Origin of the sequence: Celeribacter arenosi, assembly GCF_039539485.1 — a bacterium.
Classification (GTDB): Bacteria; Pseudomonadota; Alphaproteobacteria; order Rhodobacterales; family Rhodobacteraceae; genus Celeribacter; species Celeribacter arenosi.
The window spans coordinates 228196-243130 of the sequence record NZ_BAABDF010000003.1 but is presented as its reverse complement, the minus strand read 5'-3'; the positions used below and the strand labels follow the sequence as shown (position 1 = coordinate 243130).

At 58.7% G+C, this 14935-nt stretch carries 17 protein-coding genes; 9 read left to right on the top strand and 8 right to left on the bottom strand.

Features of this window, described 5'->3' with window-relative positions; translation table 11 throughout:
- Positions 1-7 precede the first annotated feature (7 nt).
- On the bottom strand, positions 8-679 hold the full coding sequence (locus tag ABD815_RS03400) for a Tim44/TimA family putative adaptor protein (RefSeq protein ID WP_344843466.1): 672 nt from the start codon (positions 677-679) through the stop codon (positions 8-10).
- Between the two features lie 108 nt (positions 680-787).
- On the opposite strand from ABD815_RS03400, the gene ABD815_RS03395 reads away from it, so the two are divergent.
- On the top strand, positions 788-1297 hold the full coding sequence (locus tag ABD815_RS03395; protein WP_344843463.1) for an FxsA family protein: 510 nt from the start codon (positions 788-790) through the stop codon (positions 1295-1297).
- 57 nt (positions 1298-1354) lie between these two features.
- A complete protein-coding gene (gene secB / locus ABD815_RS03390) occupies positions 1355-1864 on the top strand; it encodes a protein-export chaperone SecB (RefSeq protein ID WP_344843461.1) in 510 nt (169 codons plus the stop codon).
- A 3-nt stretch (positions 1865-1867) separates the two neighbouring features.
- Here secB and dnaQ read toward each other — a convergent pair whose 3' ends face one another.
- Genes dnaQ through ABD815_RS03370 form a run of 4 tightly spaced genes read right to left on the bottom strand, consistent with a single transcriptional unit; the run spans position 1868 to position 4632 of the window.
- Complete coding sequence (dnaQ, locus tag ABD815_RS03385) at positions 1868-2611, bottom strand: DNA polymerase III subunit epsilon (RefSeq protein ID WP_344843458.1); 744 nt, start codon at positions 2609-2611, stop codon at positions 1868-1870.
- Complete coding sequence (gene coaE / locus ABD815_RS03380) at positions 2604-3203, bottom strand: dephospho-CoA kinase (protein WP_344843456.1); 600 nt, start codon at positions 3201-3203, stop codon at positions 2604-2606. Before coaE ends, dnaQ begins: the two co-directional genes overlap by 8 nt.
- Positions 3200-4030, bottom strand: a complete 831-nt coding sequence (locus ABD815_RS03375; protein WP_344843453.1) for a shikimate dehydrogenase — start codon at positions 4028-4030, stop codon at positions 3200-3202. The genes coaE and ABD815_RS03375 overlap by 4 nt, the downstream gene beginning before the upstream one ends.
- Positions 4027-4632, bottom strand: a complete 606-nt coding sequence (locus ABD815_RS03370) for a Maf family protein (RefSeq protein ID WP_344843450.1) — start codon at positions 4630-4632, stop codon at positions 4027-4029. Before ABD815_RS03370 ends, ABD815_RS03375 begins: the two co-directional genes overlap by 4 nt.
- Positions 4633-5028: 396 nt before the next feature.
- Between ABD815_RS03370 and hemJ the strand changes: the two genes are divergently transcribed.
- The 7 genes from hemJ (at position 5029) to ABD815_RS03335 (ending at position 12410) form a co-directional block, all read left to right on the top strand.
- Positions 5029-5481: a protoporphyrinogen oxidase HemJ gene (gene hemJ / locus ABD815_RS03365; RefSeq protein ID WP_344843447.1), complete on the top strand. Its 453-nt coding sequence runs from the start codon at positions 5029-5031 to the stop codon at positions 5479-5481.
- 125 nt (positions 5482-5606) lie between these two features.
- The gene (gene rho, locus ABD815_RS03360; protein ID WP_344843444.1) at positions 5607-6887 is read left to right on the top strand and encodes a transcription termination factor Rho; all 1281 of its coding nucleotides are present in this window, start codon (positions 5607-5609) and stop codon (positions 6885-6887) included.
- Positions 6888-6914: 27 nt separating this feature from the next.
- Positions 6915-8201 (top strand): tRNA uridine-5-carboxymethylaminomethyl(34) synthesis GTPase MnmE, encoded by a 1287-nt coding sequence (mnmE, locus tag ABD815_RS03355; RefSeq protein WP_344843441.1) that lies wholly within the window; start codon positions 6915-6917, stop codon positions 8199-8201.
- Between the two features lie 6 nt (positions 8202-8207).
- Complete coding sequence (gene mnmG / locus ABD815_RS03350; RefSeq protein ID WP_344843438.1) at positions 8208-10085, top strand: tRNA uridine-5-carboxymethylaminomethyl(34) synthesis enzyme MnmG; 1878 nt, start codon at positions 8208-8210, stop codon at positions 10083-10085.
- Positions 10085-10702: a 16S rRNA (guanine(527)-N(7))-methyltransferase RsmG gene (gene rsmG, locus ABD815_RS03345; protein ID WP_344843436.1), complete on the top strand. Its 618-nt coding sequence runs from the start codon at positions 10085-10087 to the stop codon at positions 10700-10702. The genes mnmG and rsmG overlap by 1 nt, the downstream gene beginning before the upstream one ends.
- Positions 10695-11492 carry a ParA family protein gene (locus ABD815_RS03340; protein WP_344843433.1) on the top strand — a complete coding sequence of 266 codons (798 nt, stop codon included), beginning with the start codon at positions 10695-10697 and terminating at the stop codon, positions 11490-11492. The genes rsmG and ABD815_RS03340 overlap by 8 nt, the downstream gene beginning before the upstream one ends.
- Positions 11493-11495: 3 nt before the next feature.
- Positions 11496-12410: a ParB/RepB/Spo0J family partition protein gene (locus tag ABD815_RS03335; protein WP_344843431.1), complete on the top strand. Its 915-nt coding sequence runs from the start codon at positions 11496-11498 to the stop codon at positions 12408-12410.
- On the opposite strand, the gene hemW is transcribed toward ABD815_RS03335, so the two are convergent.
- From hemW to rph, 3 genes are read right to left on the bottom strand one after another with little or no spacing between them, the layout of a single operon-like run.
- Entirely contained in the window at positions 12407-13576 is a 1170-nt protein-coding gene (hemW, locus tag ABD815_RS03330; protein WP_344843429.1) for a radical SAM family heme chaperone HemW, read from the bottom strand. The genes ABD815_RS03335 and hemW overlap by 4 nt on opposite strands.
- Positions 13566-14180, bottom strand: a complete 615-nt coding sequence (rdgB, locus tag ABD815_RS03325) for an RdgB/HAM1 family non-canonical purine NTP pyrophosphatase (protein WP_344843426.1) — start codon at positions 14178-14180, stop codon at positions 13566-13568. The genes hemW and rdgB overlap by 11 nt, the downstream gene beginning before the upstream one ends.
- Positions 14180-14893, bottom strand: coding sequence for a ribonuclease PH (gene rph / locus ABD815_RS03320; RefSeq protein ID WP_344843423.1), 714 nt, complete (start codon positions 14891-14893; stop codon positions 14180-14182). The genes rdgB and rph overlap by 1 nt, the downstream gene beginning before the upstream one ends.
- Positions 14894-14935 lie beyond the last annotated feature (42 nt).

Below are 14935 nucleotides of genomic sequence, written 5' to 3'. Positions count from 1 at the left end.
CACGACGTCAGGCTCCGGTCGCGACGAGGATCCAGTTCGGGTCGTCGGCACCCAAAGTACGGGCAAAGGTCCAGATGTCTTTCTGGCGTTTGATGGCGTTGGGGTTGCCTTCGACGATCTGGCCGGTCGCATCGCGCACAACAAAGCTGAGCTCGGAAACAAAGCGCACTTTGATTTCGGCTTCGTTGTCGGCGCGGTCGAGATCGGCGTCGATGATCTGGATTTCGCGCAGACCGATGAAGTCGGCGTCCACTTCGAGGCCTTCTTCGACGCGGGTGTCGACCACGGATTTGAACGCGTCATAGACGTCTTCGGAGAGGAAGGATTTCACCTCTTCGAGATTGCCGCCCTCAAAGCCCATCAGGATCATTTCATACGCGCCGCGTGCACCGCCGATAAATTCGGAGACCGAGAAATCGGGTTCGATGCGTTTCATCGCGGCGAGGTTTTCGGCCGCGCGGGACCCTGCTTCGACATTTTCGGTGATGTCGTGATCGGGGCCGCCTTCGATGACCTCAAAGCCACGGCGATTGCGGTTAGCGGATGCATCCTCTTCGGGACGCGCGACGCGTGGTTTTTCAAATCCGTCGCGTGTTCCAAGAACACTGCGCAGGCGCAAAATCAGAAAGACCGCGATCGCAGCCAGAACAAGCAGCGAAAGTAGAGAAGAACCGCCCATGAATACCTCTTTGACGTGAGAACATGGCATCTTGCCACTTCTCTTCCTATGTAGGTCAGGCAGGGGGTCAAGTCTACCGGCCCTCGGAAAAACACCGTTGGAGGTTCTATGTGGCTTTTTGCCCTCTTCGTTGCGATTCCGATTATCGAGATCGCGTTGTTCATTCAGGTTGGTGGGTGGATCGGTACGTGGCCGACGCTCTTGATCGTGATCGTCACTGCCATTTTGGGCACCTATCTGGTGCGTCAGCAGGGATCGGCGGCGCTTTTGCGGCTGCGCCAGTCGTTTTCGCAGCTGAGTGATCCGACGGGTGCCTTGGCCGATGGGGCGATGATCCTGTTTTCGGGGGCTTTGTTGCTGACGCCGGGGTTTTTCACCGATGCGGTCGGGTTTGCCCTGCTCGCCCCGCCTGTGCGGCGCTATATTTATGAGGCGGTGCGATCGCGTGTGACGATCCAGACGTTCGATATGGGGTCGGGTCAGGGCGCGCAGCATCGCGGCGAGCGTCCTGCGGGTGGCGATGTGATTGACGGGGAGTGGCGCGAGGCGGAGACGCCGGAGACCACGGAGATCCCAAAGACACCGTCGAGCGGCAAATCGGGATGGACACGCCATTGAGGCGGCTCAATCAACCTGATACAAAGCAGCGATTTTGAGTGATCCGAGGATATCCCAATGGCCGAAAACGGCGAAACAACAACGAATGTGGCCCCTGAAGCGCCGCAGAACCAGGTCAAGATGCAGATCCTTGGCCAGTACATCCGCGACATGTCGTTTGAAAACATTTTGGCGCAGAAGTCGCTGAAGGTTGAAGGCCGTCCGAATATTTCGGTTCAGGTCGCGATGGATGCCAAGAAGCGCACCGAAGATCACCAGTTCGAGGTCGGCACCAAGGTGAAGATCGAGTCGAAGACGGAGAGCGGCGATGCGACGTTTTTCATTCTCGAGATCGATTACGCCGGTGTGTTCCACATCGAGAACGTTCCCGAAGAGCAGCTGCATCCGTTCCTGATGATCGAATGCCCGCGGATGCTGTTCCCGTTCCTGCGTCGCATTGTGCATGACATCACCCGCGATGGTGGCTTCCCGCCGCTGAACCTCGACAACATCGATTTCGTTCAGCTCTATCGTCAGGATATGACACGTCGCGCCGAAGCTCAGGCTGCCGCTGCGACAACGAACTAAGGCTTAGTCAGCCAGTTTACGCCACAACGCTTGGTCGCCCATTGCCTCTACAAAGGCTTGGTGGGCGGCCTTTTCTTTGTCCGAGATATGGCTCGGCAGGGGATTGGGGCGTCGCGAGGGGCGCCACGCGGTATTCGCGCCGGCTGCGTGGGCGTCGTCCTGTTCCTGCGCGTCGGGGGTGAGGACCAGATCGGGTTGCCGACCGCCGATGAGTTCGAGATAGACCTCCGCGAGAATTTCCGAGTCGAGAAGCGCGCCGTGCAGGGTGCGCGAGCTGTTGTCGATCAGGAACCGGCGGCACAGCGCGTCGAGGGAGGCGGGGGAGCCCGGGAATTTCTGGCGCGCGATGGCGAGGGTGTCGATGGCCTGCTCCATGGGCAGACGCGGTTTGCCGAGCCAGCCGAGTTCGGCGTTGAGGAATTTCATATCGAAGGACGCGTTGTGGATGACCATTTTGGAGTCCCCCACGAAGTCGAGGAAATCCTGCGCCACGGCGGCGAATAGCGGTTTGTCTTTTAGGGTGATTTCACCCGGTTTTGGAGGGCGGGGCGGCGTGAGAAGGTCTGGACCGATGCCGTGCACGCCAAAAGCCCCGTCGGGCATATCGCGTTCGGGGTTGATATAGACGTGGAAGGTGTTGCCGGTCGGGACGTGGCGCATGAGTTCGATCGCACCGATTTCCACGAGACGGTCACCGCCTTCGGGATCAAAGCCTGTGGTTTCGGTATCGAGTACGATTTCACGCATTTGCGGCGTCCTTGCGTAGGTTTTCGACCACAGTTTTAACCTGCTCGGCGGTGTCGTCCATTGAATAGGTGGTGATGACGTGATCCGCGCGGGCGCGTTTTTCGGCGTCGGGGGTTTGTTTGGCCAAAATCGCTTCGAATTGGTCGCGCGTCATGCCGGGGCGGGCGAGAACGCGGGCGGATTGGGTGTCGGCGTCGACGGATACGACCACGATGCAGTCCACCTGGGTGTCGAGTCCGGTTTCAAACAGCAGCGGCACGTCGAGGAGGACGATATCGGCATCGATATTGGCCAGAAAATTCGCGCGATCCTCGGCCACCAAGGGGTGGACGATGGTTTCGAGGTCTGTGAGCGCGTCTTTGGTGCTGCGGATGTGGGATTTCAGCACGTCTTTGGACACCGCGCCGTCGATGATCGCCTCTGACAGCCATGCACGGATCGGTTCGACCGCTTTGCCGCCTTGTGCGTAGAGGCGGGTAACGGCGGCGTCCGCATCCCAGACGGGCACGCCCAGATCGGCGAACATCTTGGCCGTGGTGCTTTTGCCCATTCCGATGGAGCCGGTGAGGCCGATCACGAGCGGGCGTTTCATGCGTTCAGAACGTGGTTTCGGGTGTCTTCGTCGACCTCGGGGCGGTGGCCGAACCAACGTTCAAAGCCGGGGGCGGCCTGATGGAGGAGCATGCCGAGGCCATCGACGGTCTGGCAGCCGTTTTGGGCGGCTTTTTCGAGGAAATTCGTGCGCAGCGGCGTGTAGACGAGGTCGGAGACGACGGCGCGGGGGCTGAGGGCGTCGAGCGGCACTTTGAGGTCGGGTTTTCCGGTCATGCCGAGGGCGGTTGTGTTGACCACGGTGCGCGCGCCGTCGAGCATATTGCCCGCCTGCACCCATTCGTGGACGGTCAGTTTCGACCCGAATTCGGCGCGAAGCGCGTCTGCGCGGGTGCGGGTGCGGTTGGAGATGCGGATTTCGGTGACGCCGACCTCCAGAAGGGAGGCGATGACGGCGCGGGCCGCGCCACCTGCGCCGAGAATGGCGGCGGGGCCGGCGGCGGGATCCCAATCGGAGTTGGCGCGCAGGTTTTCAACGAAGCCGTATCCGTCTGTATTGTCGGCGTGCAGTTTTCCATCGGCGCGGAAGATCAGCGTGTTTGCCGCCCCGATCAGCGCCGCGCGGTCGGTGACGATATCGGCCAGACCCAGCACGGTTTCTTTGTGCGGGATGGTCACATTGGCGCCGACGAAGCCCATTTTCGGCATTTCGGCGAGGACGGATTTCAGATCCGCCTGACTGACATCGAGGGGGATATAGAATCCGGGCAGGCCGTAGCGTTTGAGCCAGTAGTTATGCAGATGGGGGGATTTGCTATGGGCAATCGGGGAGCCGATGACGCCGGCGAGAGGAATTTTGTTGGTCATGTCGCGATGATACCTCTTTGCCCCAGATATGAAAGGAGCGGGGTGAGCGGGAGGCCGAGGACATCGAAATAGGTGCCGTCGATGCGGGAAAAGAGGCGGATGCCTTCTTCTTCGAGTTTATAGCAGCCCACGGCGTCGCGCACGCTGTCCCAGTTCCGGTCGAGATAATCGTCGAGATAGGCGTCGGAGACGGGGTGCATGGTGAGGCGGACTTCGCCGATGTGGCGCCAGACGGGTTCGCCATCGTGATAGATGACGGCCGCGGAATGGAGGATGTGGCGCTCGCCGCGCATGCGGGCGAGAATGTCGCGGGCTTCGTCGCGGGAGGCGGCTTTTGAAATGAGCGTGCCTTTGAAGGACAGGGTTTGATCGCAGCCGATGGTGAAGGCGTCGAGGTTTTTGAGCGCGACTTTGCGTGCTTTGCCTTCTGCGAGGGCGTCGGCGATGTCGCGGGGGCTGTGGCCTTCGTCGATCAGCGTAATTTTAATCGTTTCTTCATCAATTCGCGCCACGGTCGTTTCAACGTCCAAACCGGCGCTTTCGAGGAGCTGGCGACGAATCGAGGATCCTGACGCGAGTATGAGGCGTGTCGGTGTGTTCATGGCCTGTTGATAACTCCGGTTTAACCGACGGGACGACTCTGTTCGTGTTTTGCCAAAGCCGCAGGGCGGTGGACAAGTCCAGAGTTTGACATTTTTTTCGAGGGCACATGTCCCTAGGGAGAAGTCGTTTTCACACCCTCGGGACAAATGGTCCAGCCGTGAGTTATCCGAAAGCTGTTCACAGGGTGACGAAGCGGCAGGTTGCGCGTTACAGATGCGGGAAATACCGGATTTTTGCGGTTACCCACATTCGGGCGAGGATAACCATGGTGGGCCGAGAGCGTGCGCACGGTTCTGGGGATAGGTCGATAATCCCCATTATCCACAGGCCCTACTTACAACATCATCAATTCTTTCTTCTTTTCTTTTATTTGGAAAGGAGAGACACCTAGGCTCATGAGTGATGTTCTTTTGGCGATATACCCGTGGGCGAAGTCTTTGCATGTGATCTCCGTGATCGCGTGGATGGCAGGGATTTTCTATTTGCCGAGATTGTTTGTGCGGCACACGGAAAGCGTGGTTGCGGGGTCTGAGACGGATCTGCTTTTTCAGGACATGGAAAAGAAGCTTTTGAAGATCATCATGAACCCCGCTCTGATTTCGACCTGGCTGTTCGGGTTGATTTTGGTGATGACGCCGGGTGTGGTCGATTGGGGATCGGCGTGGTCGTGGATCAAGGCAGTGTCGGTGATTGCGATGACGTGGTTTCACATGTGGTGCGCTGTTCGGCGCAAGGAATTTGTGGCCGGAACAAATACGCGGACGGGGCGTCAGTACCGGATGATGAACGAATTGCCGACGCTTTTGATGATTGTGATTGTGGTCATGGTGATTGCGCGCCCGTTCTAGGAAAGATTGACTTGAAGCGGTCAAACGCCTACTTAGCGACAAATCCTGGCCGTCCTGGCCGCGTGGATTTCCCAGTTACATTTAGATTTTAGGGTCGTTTTAGCGGCCCGTGATGGATATTTCCGATGATCGACGAGACCAACGAAAAGCTCAACCTGGCCGAACTCAAGGCGCAAAGCCCCAAGGACCTGCTGTCCATGGCTGAAGAGCTCGAGATCGAGAACGCCTCGACCATGCGCAAAGGCGACATGATGTTCTCGATCCTCAAAGAGCGGGCCGAGGAAGGGTGGGAAATTTCCGGCGATGGCGTTTTGGAAGTTCTGCAGGATGGGTTCGGGTTTCTGCGCTCTCCCGAGGCGAACTACCTGCCGGGTCCCGATGATATCTACGTTTCTCCCGATGTGATCCGTCAGCATGGTTTGCGCACCGGCGATACGGTCGAGGGCGTGATGCAGGCGCCTGACGAGAGCGAGCGTTATTTCGCGATCACCAAGGTTACGCAGATCAACTTTGAAGAGCCCGAGAAGGCGCGTCACAAGATCAACTTTGACAACCTGACGCCGCTCTATCCCGATGAGCGGTTCCAGATGGAGATCGAGGATCCGACGATCAAGGATCGCTCTGCGCGGATCATCGACCTTGTCGCGCCGATCGGTAAGGGTCAGCGGGCCTTGATCGTGGCGCCGCCGCGCACGGGTAAAACGGTGCTGTTGCAGAACATCGCCAATTCGATCGAGACGAACCATCCCGAGTGCTATCTGATCGTGCTGTTGATCGATGAACGTCCCGAAGAGGTGACGGATATGCAGCGGTCGGTGAAGGGGGAGGTTGTGTCCTCGACCTTTGACGAGCCTGCGACGCGTCACGTGGCCGTGGCCGAGATGGTGATTGAAAAGGCGAAACGTCTGGTCGAGCACAAGCGCGATGTTGTGATCCTGCTCGACTCGATCACGCGTCTGGGCCGTGCGTTCAACACCGTGGTGCCATCGTCGGGCAAGGTTCTGACCGGTGGTGTGGATGCGAATGCTCTGCAGCGCCCGAAGCGTTTCTTTGGTGCTGCGCGAAATGTCGAAGAAGGTGGGTCGCTGACCATTATCGCGACGGCGTTGATCGATACGGGGTCGCGGATGGACGAAGTCATCTTTGAGGAATTCAAAGGGACGGGTAACTCCGAGATCGTTCTGGATCGCAAGGTTGCGGATAAACGTGTTTTCCCTGCGATGGATATTCTCAAATCCGGGACGCGGAAAGAAGAGTTGCTGGTCGATTCCAAGGATCTTCAGAAGACCTATGTGTTGCGTCGGATTCTGAACCCGATGGGCACGACGGACGCGATCGAGTTCCTGATTTCGAAGTTGAAGCAGACCAAGACGAATGGCGAGTTCTTCGACTCAATGAACGCTTAAATGTAATAATATCAATAGGTTACGCCTATGGATACGATTTTCGCCTTGGCGAGCGCCCGCGGAAAAGCGGGAGTTGCAGTGGTCCGGATTTCCGGGCCGCTGTCGTTTCATGCGGTTGAAACGCTGGCCGGAGATGTGCCGTCTGTGCGGCGCACGGCGCTGCGTCGGTTGACGTTCAAGGGCGAGTTTCTGGATGAGGCGCTCGTCATTGTTTTCGAGGAGGGTGCGTCCTTTACCGGTGAGCGTGCGGCGGAGTTGCAGTTGCATGGATCGACCGCTGTGGTGAATGCGGTCTTGGCGGCGCTGTCGGAAATTGACGGGCTGCGGTCGGCGGAGGCCGGTGAGTTCACGCGGCGCGCGATGGAGAATGAGCGGTTGGATCTCGCGCAGGTTGAGGGGCTCGCCGATCTGATCGAGGCGGAAACCGAGGCGCAGCGGCGGCAGGCTTTGCGCGTGTTTTCCGGTGCGCTTGGCGAGAAGACAGAGCGGTGGCGGGCGGCGTTGATCCGTGCGGCGGCCCTGATCGAGGCGACGATTGATTTCGCGGATGAGGAAGTTCCCGTGGATGTGTCGCCGGAAGTTGCGCAATTGATCGCCTCTGTTCAGCAGGAATTGAAGGCGGAGGTTGCTGGCGCCTGGGGCGCGGAACGCATTCGTGACGGGTTTGAGGTTGCGATTGTCGGGGCGCCGAATGTGGGTAAATCGACGTTGCTCAACGCCTTGGCAGGGCGGGACGCGGCGATTACATCGGAGATTGCGGGCACCACGCGCGATGTGATCGAGGTGCGGATGGACCTCGCCGGGTTGCCGGTGACGTTGTTGGATACGGCGGGTCTGCGGGAAACGGCGGATCAGGTCGAGGCGATTGGTGTTGAGCGGGCTAAGCAGCGGGCAGAATTGGCGGATTTGCGGGTTTTCCTCGTGAGTGGGCCGGACGAGGTGCCTGATATTGCGCCGCGCGACGGGGATATTGTGTTGGTGTCAAAGGATGACGAGGGGCGTGTGGGTGCGCCTTCCGTGTCCGGGCGCAGTGGTTTCGGCGTGGATGTGTTGGTTGAGCGGATTTCCGACACCCTGTCCGCGAAGGTCATGGGTGCCTCGACGGCCATTCGCCAGCGACATAAGGTGGCGATGACGGATGCGCTGAGCTCTTTGGAATCAGTGCAAAATGAGGTATTGCACGGTTCTGACAGAGCGGAGATCGCGGCCGAGCATTTACGGACAGCGATCAGGCGGTTAGACAGCCTGCTTGGCAGAATCGACGTTGAAGCGGTGTTGGGGGAGATTTTCTCCAGCTTCTGCATTGGAAAATAGGATTAGGTGTTTCACGTGAAACAACGGGACTTTGATGTGATCGTGGTCGGCGGAGGTCACGCCGGAACCGATGCGGCTGCTGCTGCGGCGCGGACAGGTGCGCGGACGGCTTTGATCACGCTAAAGCGCGATGGAATCGGCGTAATGTCCTGTAATCCGGCGATTGGCGGCCTCGGTAAAGGCCATCTCGTGCGCGAGATTGATGCGCTGGACGGGGTTATGGGACGCGTTGCGGACCGTGCGGGTATCCAGTTTCGGCTGTTGAACCGGCGCAAAGGGCCGGCGGTTCAGGGGCCGCGTGCGCAGGCGGATCGCAAGATTTACCGTGAATCCATGCTTTCGGAGATGGAATCGCAGGAAGGCCTGACGATTCTCGAAGGTGAAGTGATCGATCTCAGTGTTGAGGGTGGTGTCGTCACCGGTGTTGTGTTGGGCGATGGGAGCACGCTGAGCGCGGCTTCTGTGGTTTTGACGACGGGGACCTTCCTGAACGGCGTTATTCACATTGGCGACGTCCGTAAATCGGGCGGGCGAATGGGGGATAAGCCGTCCATCGCGCTGGCGGAGCGGCTATATGGCCTCGGGCTACGCATGGGGCGGCTGAAAACGGGGACGCCGCCGCGCCTCGATGGGCGCACGATCAAGTGGGATATTCTGGAAATGCAGCCGGGGGATGATGATCCTGTGCTGTTTTCCTTCCTCAATCGCAAGGTTTCCGCGCCCCAGATCGCCTGTGGCATCACGCACACCAACGAAAAAACCCACGATGTGATCCGCGCGAACCTGTCGCGGTCTGCCATGTATGGCGGGCATATCGAGGGCGTCGGTCCGCGGTATTGCCCGTCTATCGAAGATAAAGTTGTCCGTTTCGCGGATAAAACGTCCCATCAGGTGTTTTTGGAGCCCGAAGGGGCGGATGATCACACGGTCTATCCGAACGGCATTTCCACATCTTTGCCTTTGGATGTGCAGGAAACCTACGTGCGCTCCATCGTTGGCCTTGAGGATGTGACCATTCTCCAGCCTGGGTATGCGATTGAGTATGATTACGTGGATCCGCGCGAATTGCGCCAAACGCTTGAATTAAAAGCGGTTCCTGGTCTTTTCCTTGCCGGTCAGATCAATGGAACGACGGGATATGAAGAGGCAGCGGCGCAAGGGTTGGTTGCCGGATTGAACGCTGCGCGTCGTGCAGCGGATCTGGAGGGGACCGTGTTTTCGCGTATCGAGAGCTATATCGGGGTGATGATCGACGATCTTGTTACGCGCGGGGTGACGGAGCCTTATCGGATGTTTACGTCGCGCGCCGAGTTCCGGCTGTCGCTGCGGGCGGACAACGCGGATCAGCGTTTGACGCCGCTCGGTGTTGATGTGGGATTGGTTGGCGAGACGCGTTCGAAGGTCTTTGGCGCGAAAATGGAAGCGCTGGCAGCCGGACGTGCGCGTTTGGAGGCGGATGCCTACACGCCAAATGCGCTGAAAAAGGCGGGTTTGCAGGTCAGCGAGGATGGGTCGCGGCGTTCGCTTTATCAGGTTTTGTCGTTTCCGGATGTTTCCTTTGCGGATCTCGTGAAAATCGACGCGCGTATTTCCGACATTGATCCCGAGATTGTGGAGCAATTGGAGCGTGATGCGCTATACGCGAGTTACATTGATCGCCAGAAGTTGGATGTCGAAGCGTTGCGGCGTGATGAGGTCGTGCCGATTCCGGATGACTTTGATTACGCAGGGCTTTCCGGGCTTTCGAACGAGTTGAGCGCGAAGCTAGCTGTCGCGCGCCCGCAGAATATCGCGCAGGCTTTGCGGATCGAGGGGATGACGCCGGCGGCGGCGAATCTGATCGTTTCGCGGATTCGCCAGAAAAGTCGGGCGAAAGCATCGTGATGGGGGATGACCGTTGGCTGACCGAGCATGTTTCACGTGAAACAATTGAAAAGCTCGAAACCTACCAAGCACTCCTCGAAAAGTGGTCGCCGAAGATCAATCTGGTGGCAAAATCAACGATTTCTGATGCTTGGACGCGTCATATCGTCGATTCTGCGCAGGTTTTCTTTCTGCGGCCCGACGGGGCAAAGCGTTGGGCGGATATAGGAAGCGGTGCCGGGTTTCCGGGATTGGTTTGTGCGGTCCTCGCGGCAGAGATTGCGCCAGAGATCGAATTTCACCTGATTGAATCGGATCAGCGCAAGTGCGCGTTCCTTCGGACGGTGGTTCGGGACCTTGGACTTTCCGCAAAGGTCTATGCGCAGCGAATCGATTCGATGGAAAATCTGAACGCGGATGTTGTTTCGGCGAGGGCGCTTGCGCCACTTGGGCCGCTATTGGAGTTGGTTGCCTGTCATCTTGCGCCTAGTGGAAGTGCGCTTTTGATGAAGGGTGCGCGTTTTGAGGACGAAATGGCGGAAGCTCAATCAAAATGGCGCTTTAAACACGAAGCAATTCCGAGCAAGACGGATGATAATGCTGTTGTACTTCGAATCGGAGATCTAAAGCGTGACTGACCCTTCGCGTCCGAAAGGACCCCGTATTATCGCCATGGCCAACCAAAAAGGCGGCGTAGGGAAGACGACAACGGCAATCAATCTCGCGGCTGGTTTGGTCGAACTGGGGTATCGCGTGCTCGTCGTGGATTTGGATCCGCAGGGGAATGCATCCACTGGCCTCGGGATTACAGCCGAAAAGCGCGATTTGACGACCTATGACCTCGTGTTGGGGGAGGTTGACGCGGCCGATGTCATTCAAGCGACTGATATTGAAGGGCTTTATATCTCTCCAGCGACGGTTGATCTGAGTTCTGCGGATATTGAGATGATATCCAATGAAAAGCGCAGTTTTCTGCTGCACGACGCGCTACGGCAAAGGTCGCTGGATGCGTTTCGCCTCGATTTTGTTCTGATCGACTGCCCGCCGTCGTTGAGTTTGCTGACTGTGAACGCCATGGTCGCGGCGCATTCGGTTTTGGTGCCGCTGCAGAGCGAATTTTTTGCGTTGGAGGGGCTGTCGCAGCTCATGTTGACGGTCCGCGAGGTACGCCAGACGGCAAATTCCGCGCTGCGCATCGAAGGCGTGGTGTTGACGATGTACGACCAGCGGAACAATCTTTCCCGTCAGGTTGAGGCCGATGCGCGGGATAATCTGGGTGATCTGGTGTTCAAAACGGTAATTCCACGGAACGTACGGGTAAGTGAGGCGCCGTCCTATGCGATGCCGGTGCTAACCTACGATCCGGAATCGAAAGGAAGTCAGGCCTATCGCGCGCTGGCAGAAGAACTCGTGGTTCGGGGAGGCTAAGAAATGGCAGATAAATTCACCAAAGGAAAAGCGCGCGGATTGGGGCGCGGGCTGTCTGCTTTGATGGCGGACGTGACGCCGGAGCCAACTACAGATAGTGGTGAAAGCGCGCCACGCAGACCAGATATGGTGCTGCCGATTGAAAGCGTCATTCCAAATCCGGATCAACCGCGGCGTCGGTTCGATGAGGAAAAGCTCAACGAGCTGGCCGATTCGATTCGTGAGAAGGGTGTCATTCAGCCATTGATCGTGCGGCCGAGTCCGACGCGGGAAGGTGCGTTTGAAATCGTTGCTGGCGAGCGGCGGTGGCGGGCGTCCCAGAAGGCGCAACTGCATGAATTGCCGGTGATTGTGCGGGACTATTCGGACACCGAGGTTCTCGAAGTTGCGATTATCGAGAATATTCAGCGCGACGACCTCAACGCGATTGAGGAGGCTGCGGGCTATAAGCAGTTGATGGAGCGGTTCGGGCATACGCAGGAAAAGCTGGCCGAAGGGTTAAGTAAAAGCCGCAGCCATATCGCAAACCTGATGCGTCTGCTGAATCTGCCCGATGAGGTGAAAACGCTCGTCGAAACCGGGGCTTTGTCGTCCGGTCACGCGCGGGCCTGTTTGGCGGCGCAGGATCCGGCGGCTTTGGCGCGCGAGATCGTGAAAAACGGGTGGTCGGTTCGTGAGGCAGAGCGGCGCGCGAAGGATCGTGATGATGACCAGCCGGCGAAAACACGGCGTTCATCGAGCGGTTCGTCGACGAAGGATGCGGATACGCGGTCTCTCGAGGGTGATTTGAGCGCGGCTCTCGGGATGAAGGTCCAGATCGATCATAAAGACGGAACAGAGAGCGGTAGTGTGACGGTGGAATACGGGTCACTCGACGATCTCGACGCGCTTTGTCAGATTCTGTCGCGCAGCCGTTAATCCGGCATCAATTCTCGGATGATTGCGTTGAGGAGGGGGCGGCCTTTGGCCGTGACCCTCAGAGCGTTTTCGTGCTGCTCTATCAGGCCTTCTTCCACTAAGTAATTGTTTTTAATTGTAAATTCGCGTCCTAGCATAGCTGATAGGCGCGATGTATCGACGCCTTCTGTGATGCGCAGGCCCATCAGGAGGTATTCGGTTGCCTGTTCTGCGCCTGTGATGAGGGTCGCGGATTTTTGGCCGGAGCCGGTTTTTTCGACCTGAGCGAGCCATGCGCCGGGGGCCAGTGGGGTGTCGATTGCGTGGCGGGAGCCGTTTAGCGTCAGTCTACCGTGGGCGCCGGGGCCGATACCCGCATAATCGCCGTAGCGCCAATAGACCAGGTTGTGACGGCTTTCAGACCCTGTTTGGGCGTGATTAGACACTTCATAGGCGGACATTCCTGCGGCGTCGCAGATCTCCTGCGTTGCGAAATACATGTCCGTGGCGAGATCTTCGGCGGGCAGGTCGCGCAGTTTTCCGGCGGCGTAGCGGTCGCCAAAGGCGGTGCCTTCCTCGATCGTCAGTTGGTAGAGCGACAGGTGGTCGATCGACATGGCGAGGGCTTCGCGGAGTTCCGTTTTCCAGTCTGCCAAGGATTGGCCCTGACGTGCGTAGATGAGGTCAAAGCTGACGCGGTCGAAATGGGCGCGGGCTGTGTCGAAGGCGCGGATGGCTTCGTCGACGGAATGCAGGCGGCCGAGGCGTTTCAGGTCGTCGTCGCGCAGGGACTGGATACCCATGGAGAGGCGATTGACGCCGCCTTCGCGGTAACCGGCGAAACGGCCCGCTTCGACGGAGGTCGGGTTGGCCTCCAGCGTGATTTCGATGTCATTGGCAAAGCGCCAGTGTTTTTGCGCGCGCTCGATAATGGCGGCGACGGTTTCGGGCTCCATCAGGGAGGGTGTGCCGCCACCGAAGAAGATCGAGCGCAACACGCGACCGCCGGTTGTCTGGGCCACACGGTCGAGTTCGCTCAGATAGGCCGCGCACCAACGTTTTTGGTCGATTGAGGCCGTGACATGGGAGTTAAAGTCGCAATACGGGCATTTTGCCTGACAGAATGGCCAGTGGATATAGAGACCAAACCCGCCGAACTGCCAGTCTTCGGGTCTTTCAGCGGCCATCGAAGCAGCCGGAGACCAATTTGGTGAAAGCATCGGCGCGGTGGCTCATTGCGTGCTTTTTGGCGGGGTCCATTTCGCCGAATGTTTCCGATTTTCCGTCGGGCAGGAAGATCGGGTCAAAGCCGAAGCCGAGATCGCCGCGCATTGGCCACACGAGGCGTCCCGAAACCGTGCCCTCGAAAATTTCGTCGTGACCGTCAGGCCATGCGAGGCAGAGGGTGCAGCAAAAGCGGGCGGTGCGGGGTTCGGGGGCGCCTCTTTCCTCTAGCAGGGTCCAGACCTTTTCCATCGCCATGGGGAAGTCGCGCCCGTTGGGCGTTTCGGCCCAGTCGGCGGTGAAAACGCCGGGCGCGCCGTCGAGCGCGTCGACCATGATCCCGCTGTCATCGGAAAGAGCGGGTAGGCCGGACGCGGTGGCGGCAAAATGTGCCTTGATCCGTGCATTTCCGGCAAATGTGCTTTCGGTTTCTTCGGGTTCTTCGAGGTTGAGGTCGCCCGCGGAGACGACCTCGATCCCGAAGGGTTCGACGAGCAAAGCGATTTCACGCAGTTTGCCTTTGTTGTGGGAGGCAAGGACGAGCTTTTGACCGTCGAACTTTCGCATTATGCGACCGCTGCGTTTTGGGCGGCGACGAGTTCGGCCACGCCTTTATCGGCGAGGTCGAGAAGTTCGTTCATCTGGGCACGCGAATAGGTCGCGCCTTCTGCGCTCATCTGGGTTTCGATCATCTGGCCGTTGGCGAGCATGATGAAGTTACCGTCGACGCCGGCTTCGCTGTCCTCGGGGTAGTCGAGATCGAGCACGGGCTGACCTGCGTAAATCCCGCAGGAGATCGCGGCGACGTTGGAGATCAGCGGATCGGTGATGACATCGCCGGCCTTCATCAATTTGTTCACGGCGAGGCGCAGCGCGACCCAGCCGCCGGTGATCGAGGCGCAACGTGTGCCGCCATCGGCCTGAATCACGTCGCAATCCACGGTGATCTGGCGTTCGCCGAGCGCGACGCGATCCACGCCTGCGCGAAGGGAGCGCCCGATGAGGCGTTGGATTTCGACGGTGCGGCCACCCTGTTTGCCGGCGGTTGCTTCGCGGCGCATCCGCGAGGAGGTCGAGCGGGGCAGCATGCCGTATTCGGCGGTGACCCATCCCTGACCGCTGTTGCGCAGGAAGGGGGGAAGGCGGTCTTCGATGGTCGCGGTGCACAGAACATGCGTGTCGCCACAGCGGATCATGCAGGAGCCTTCGGCGTGTTTGGTCACCCCGACGTCGATTGAAATCGGGCGCATTTCGTCTAGTTTTCTACCGGAGGGTCGCATGGAAAATCCTTTTGTACGGGTTCGCAGTGTCATAGCCATCGC

Coding starts and splice junctions, on each gene's coding strand:
- ABD815_RS03395 (WP_344843463.1), top strand. CDS start 788: ATGTGGCTTTTTGCCCTCTTCGTTGCGATTCCGATTATCGAGATCGCG.
- rsmG (WP_344843436.1), top strand. CDS start 10,085: ATGGGGGATGACCGTTGGCTGACCGAGCATGTTTCACGTGAAACAATT.
- secB (WP_344843461.1), top strand. CDS start 1,355: ATGGCCGAAAACGGCGAAACAACAACGAATGTGGCCCCTGAAGCGCCG.
- hemW (WP_344843429.1), bottom strand. CDS start 13,576: ATGGCCGCTGAAAGACCCGAAGACTGGCAGTTCGGCGGGTTTGGTCTC.
- hemJ (WP_344843447.1), top strand. CDS start 5,029: ATGAGTGATGTTCTTTTGGCGATATACCCGTGGGCGAAGTCTTTGCAT.
- rho (WP_344843444.1), top strand. CDS start 5,607: ATGATCGACGAGACCAACGAAAAGCTCAACCTGGCCGAACTCAAGGCG.
- rph (WP_344843423.1), bottom strand. CDS start 14,893: ATGCGACCCTCCGGTAGAAAACTAGACGAAATGCGCCCGATTTCAATC.
- ABD815_RS03400 (WP_344843466.1), bottom strand. CDS start 679: ATGGGCGGTTCTTCTCTACTTTCGCTGCTTGTTCTGGCTGCGATCGCG.
- ABD815_RS03370 (WP_344843450.1), bottom strand. CDS start 4,632: ATGAACACACCGACACGCCTCATACTCGCGTCAGGATCCTCGATTCGT.
- coaE (WP_344843456.1), bottom strand. CDS start 3,203: ATGAAACGCCCGCTCGTGATCGGCCTCACCGGCTCCATCGGAATGGGC.
- mnmE (WP_344843441.1), top strand. CDS start 6,915: ATGGATACGATTTTCGCCTTGGCGAGCGCCCGCGGAAAAGCGGGAGTT.
- rdgB (WP_344843426.1), bottom strand. CDS start 14,180: ATGCGAAAGTTCGACGGTCAAAAGCTCGTCCTTGCCTCCCACAACAAA.
- ABD815_RS03335 (WP_344843431.1), top strand. CDS start 11,496: ATGGCAGATAAATTCACCAAAGGAAAAGCGCGCGGATTGGGGCGCGGG.
- ABD815_RS03375 (WP_344843453.1), bottom strand. CDS start 4,030: ATGACCAACAAAATTCCTCTCGCCGGCGTCATCGGCTCCCCGATTGCC.
- dnaQ (WP_344843458.1), bottom strand. CDS start 2,611: ATGCGTGAAATCGTACTCGATACCGAAACCACAGGCTTTGATCCCGAA.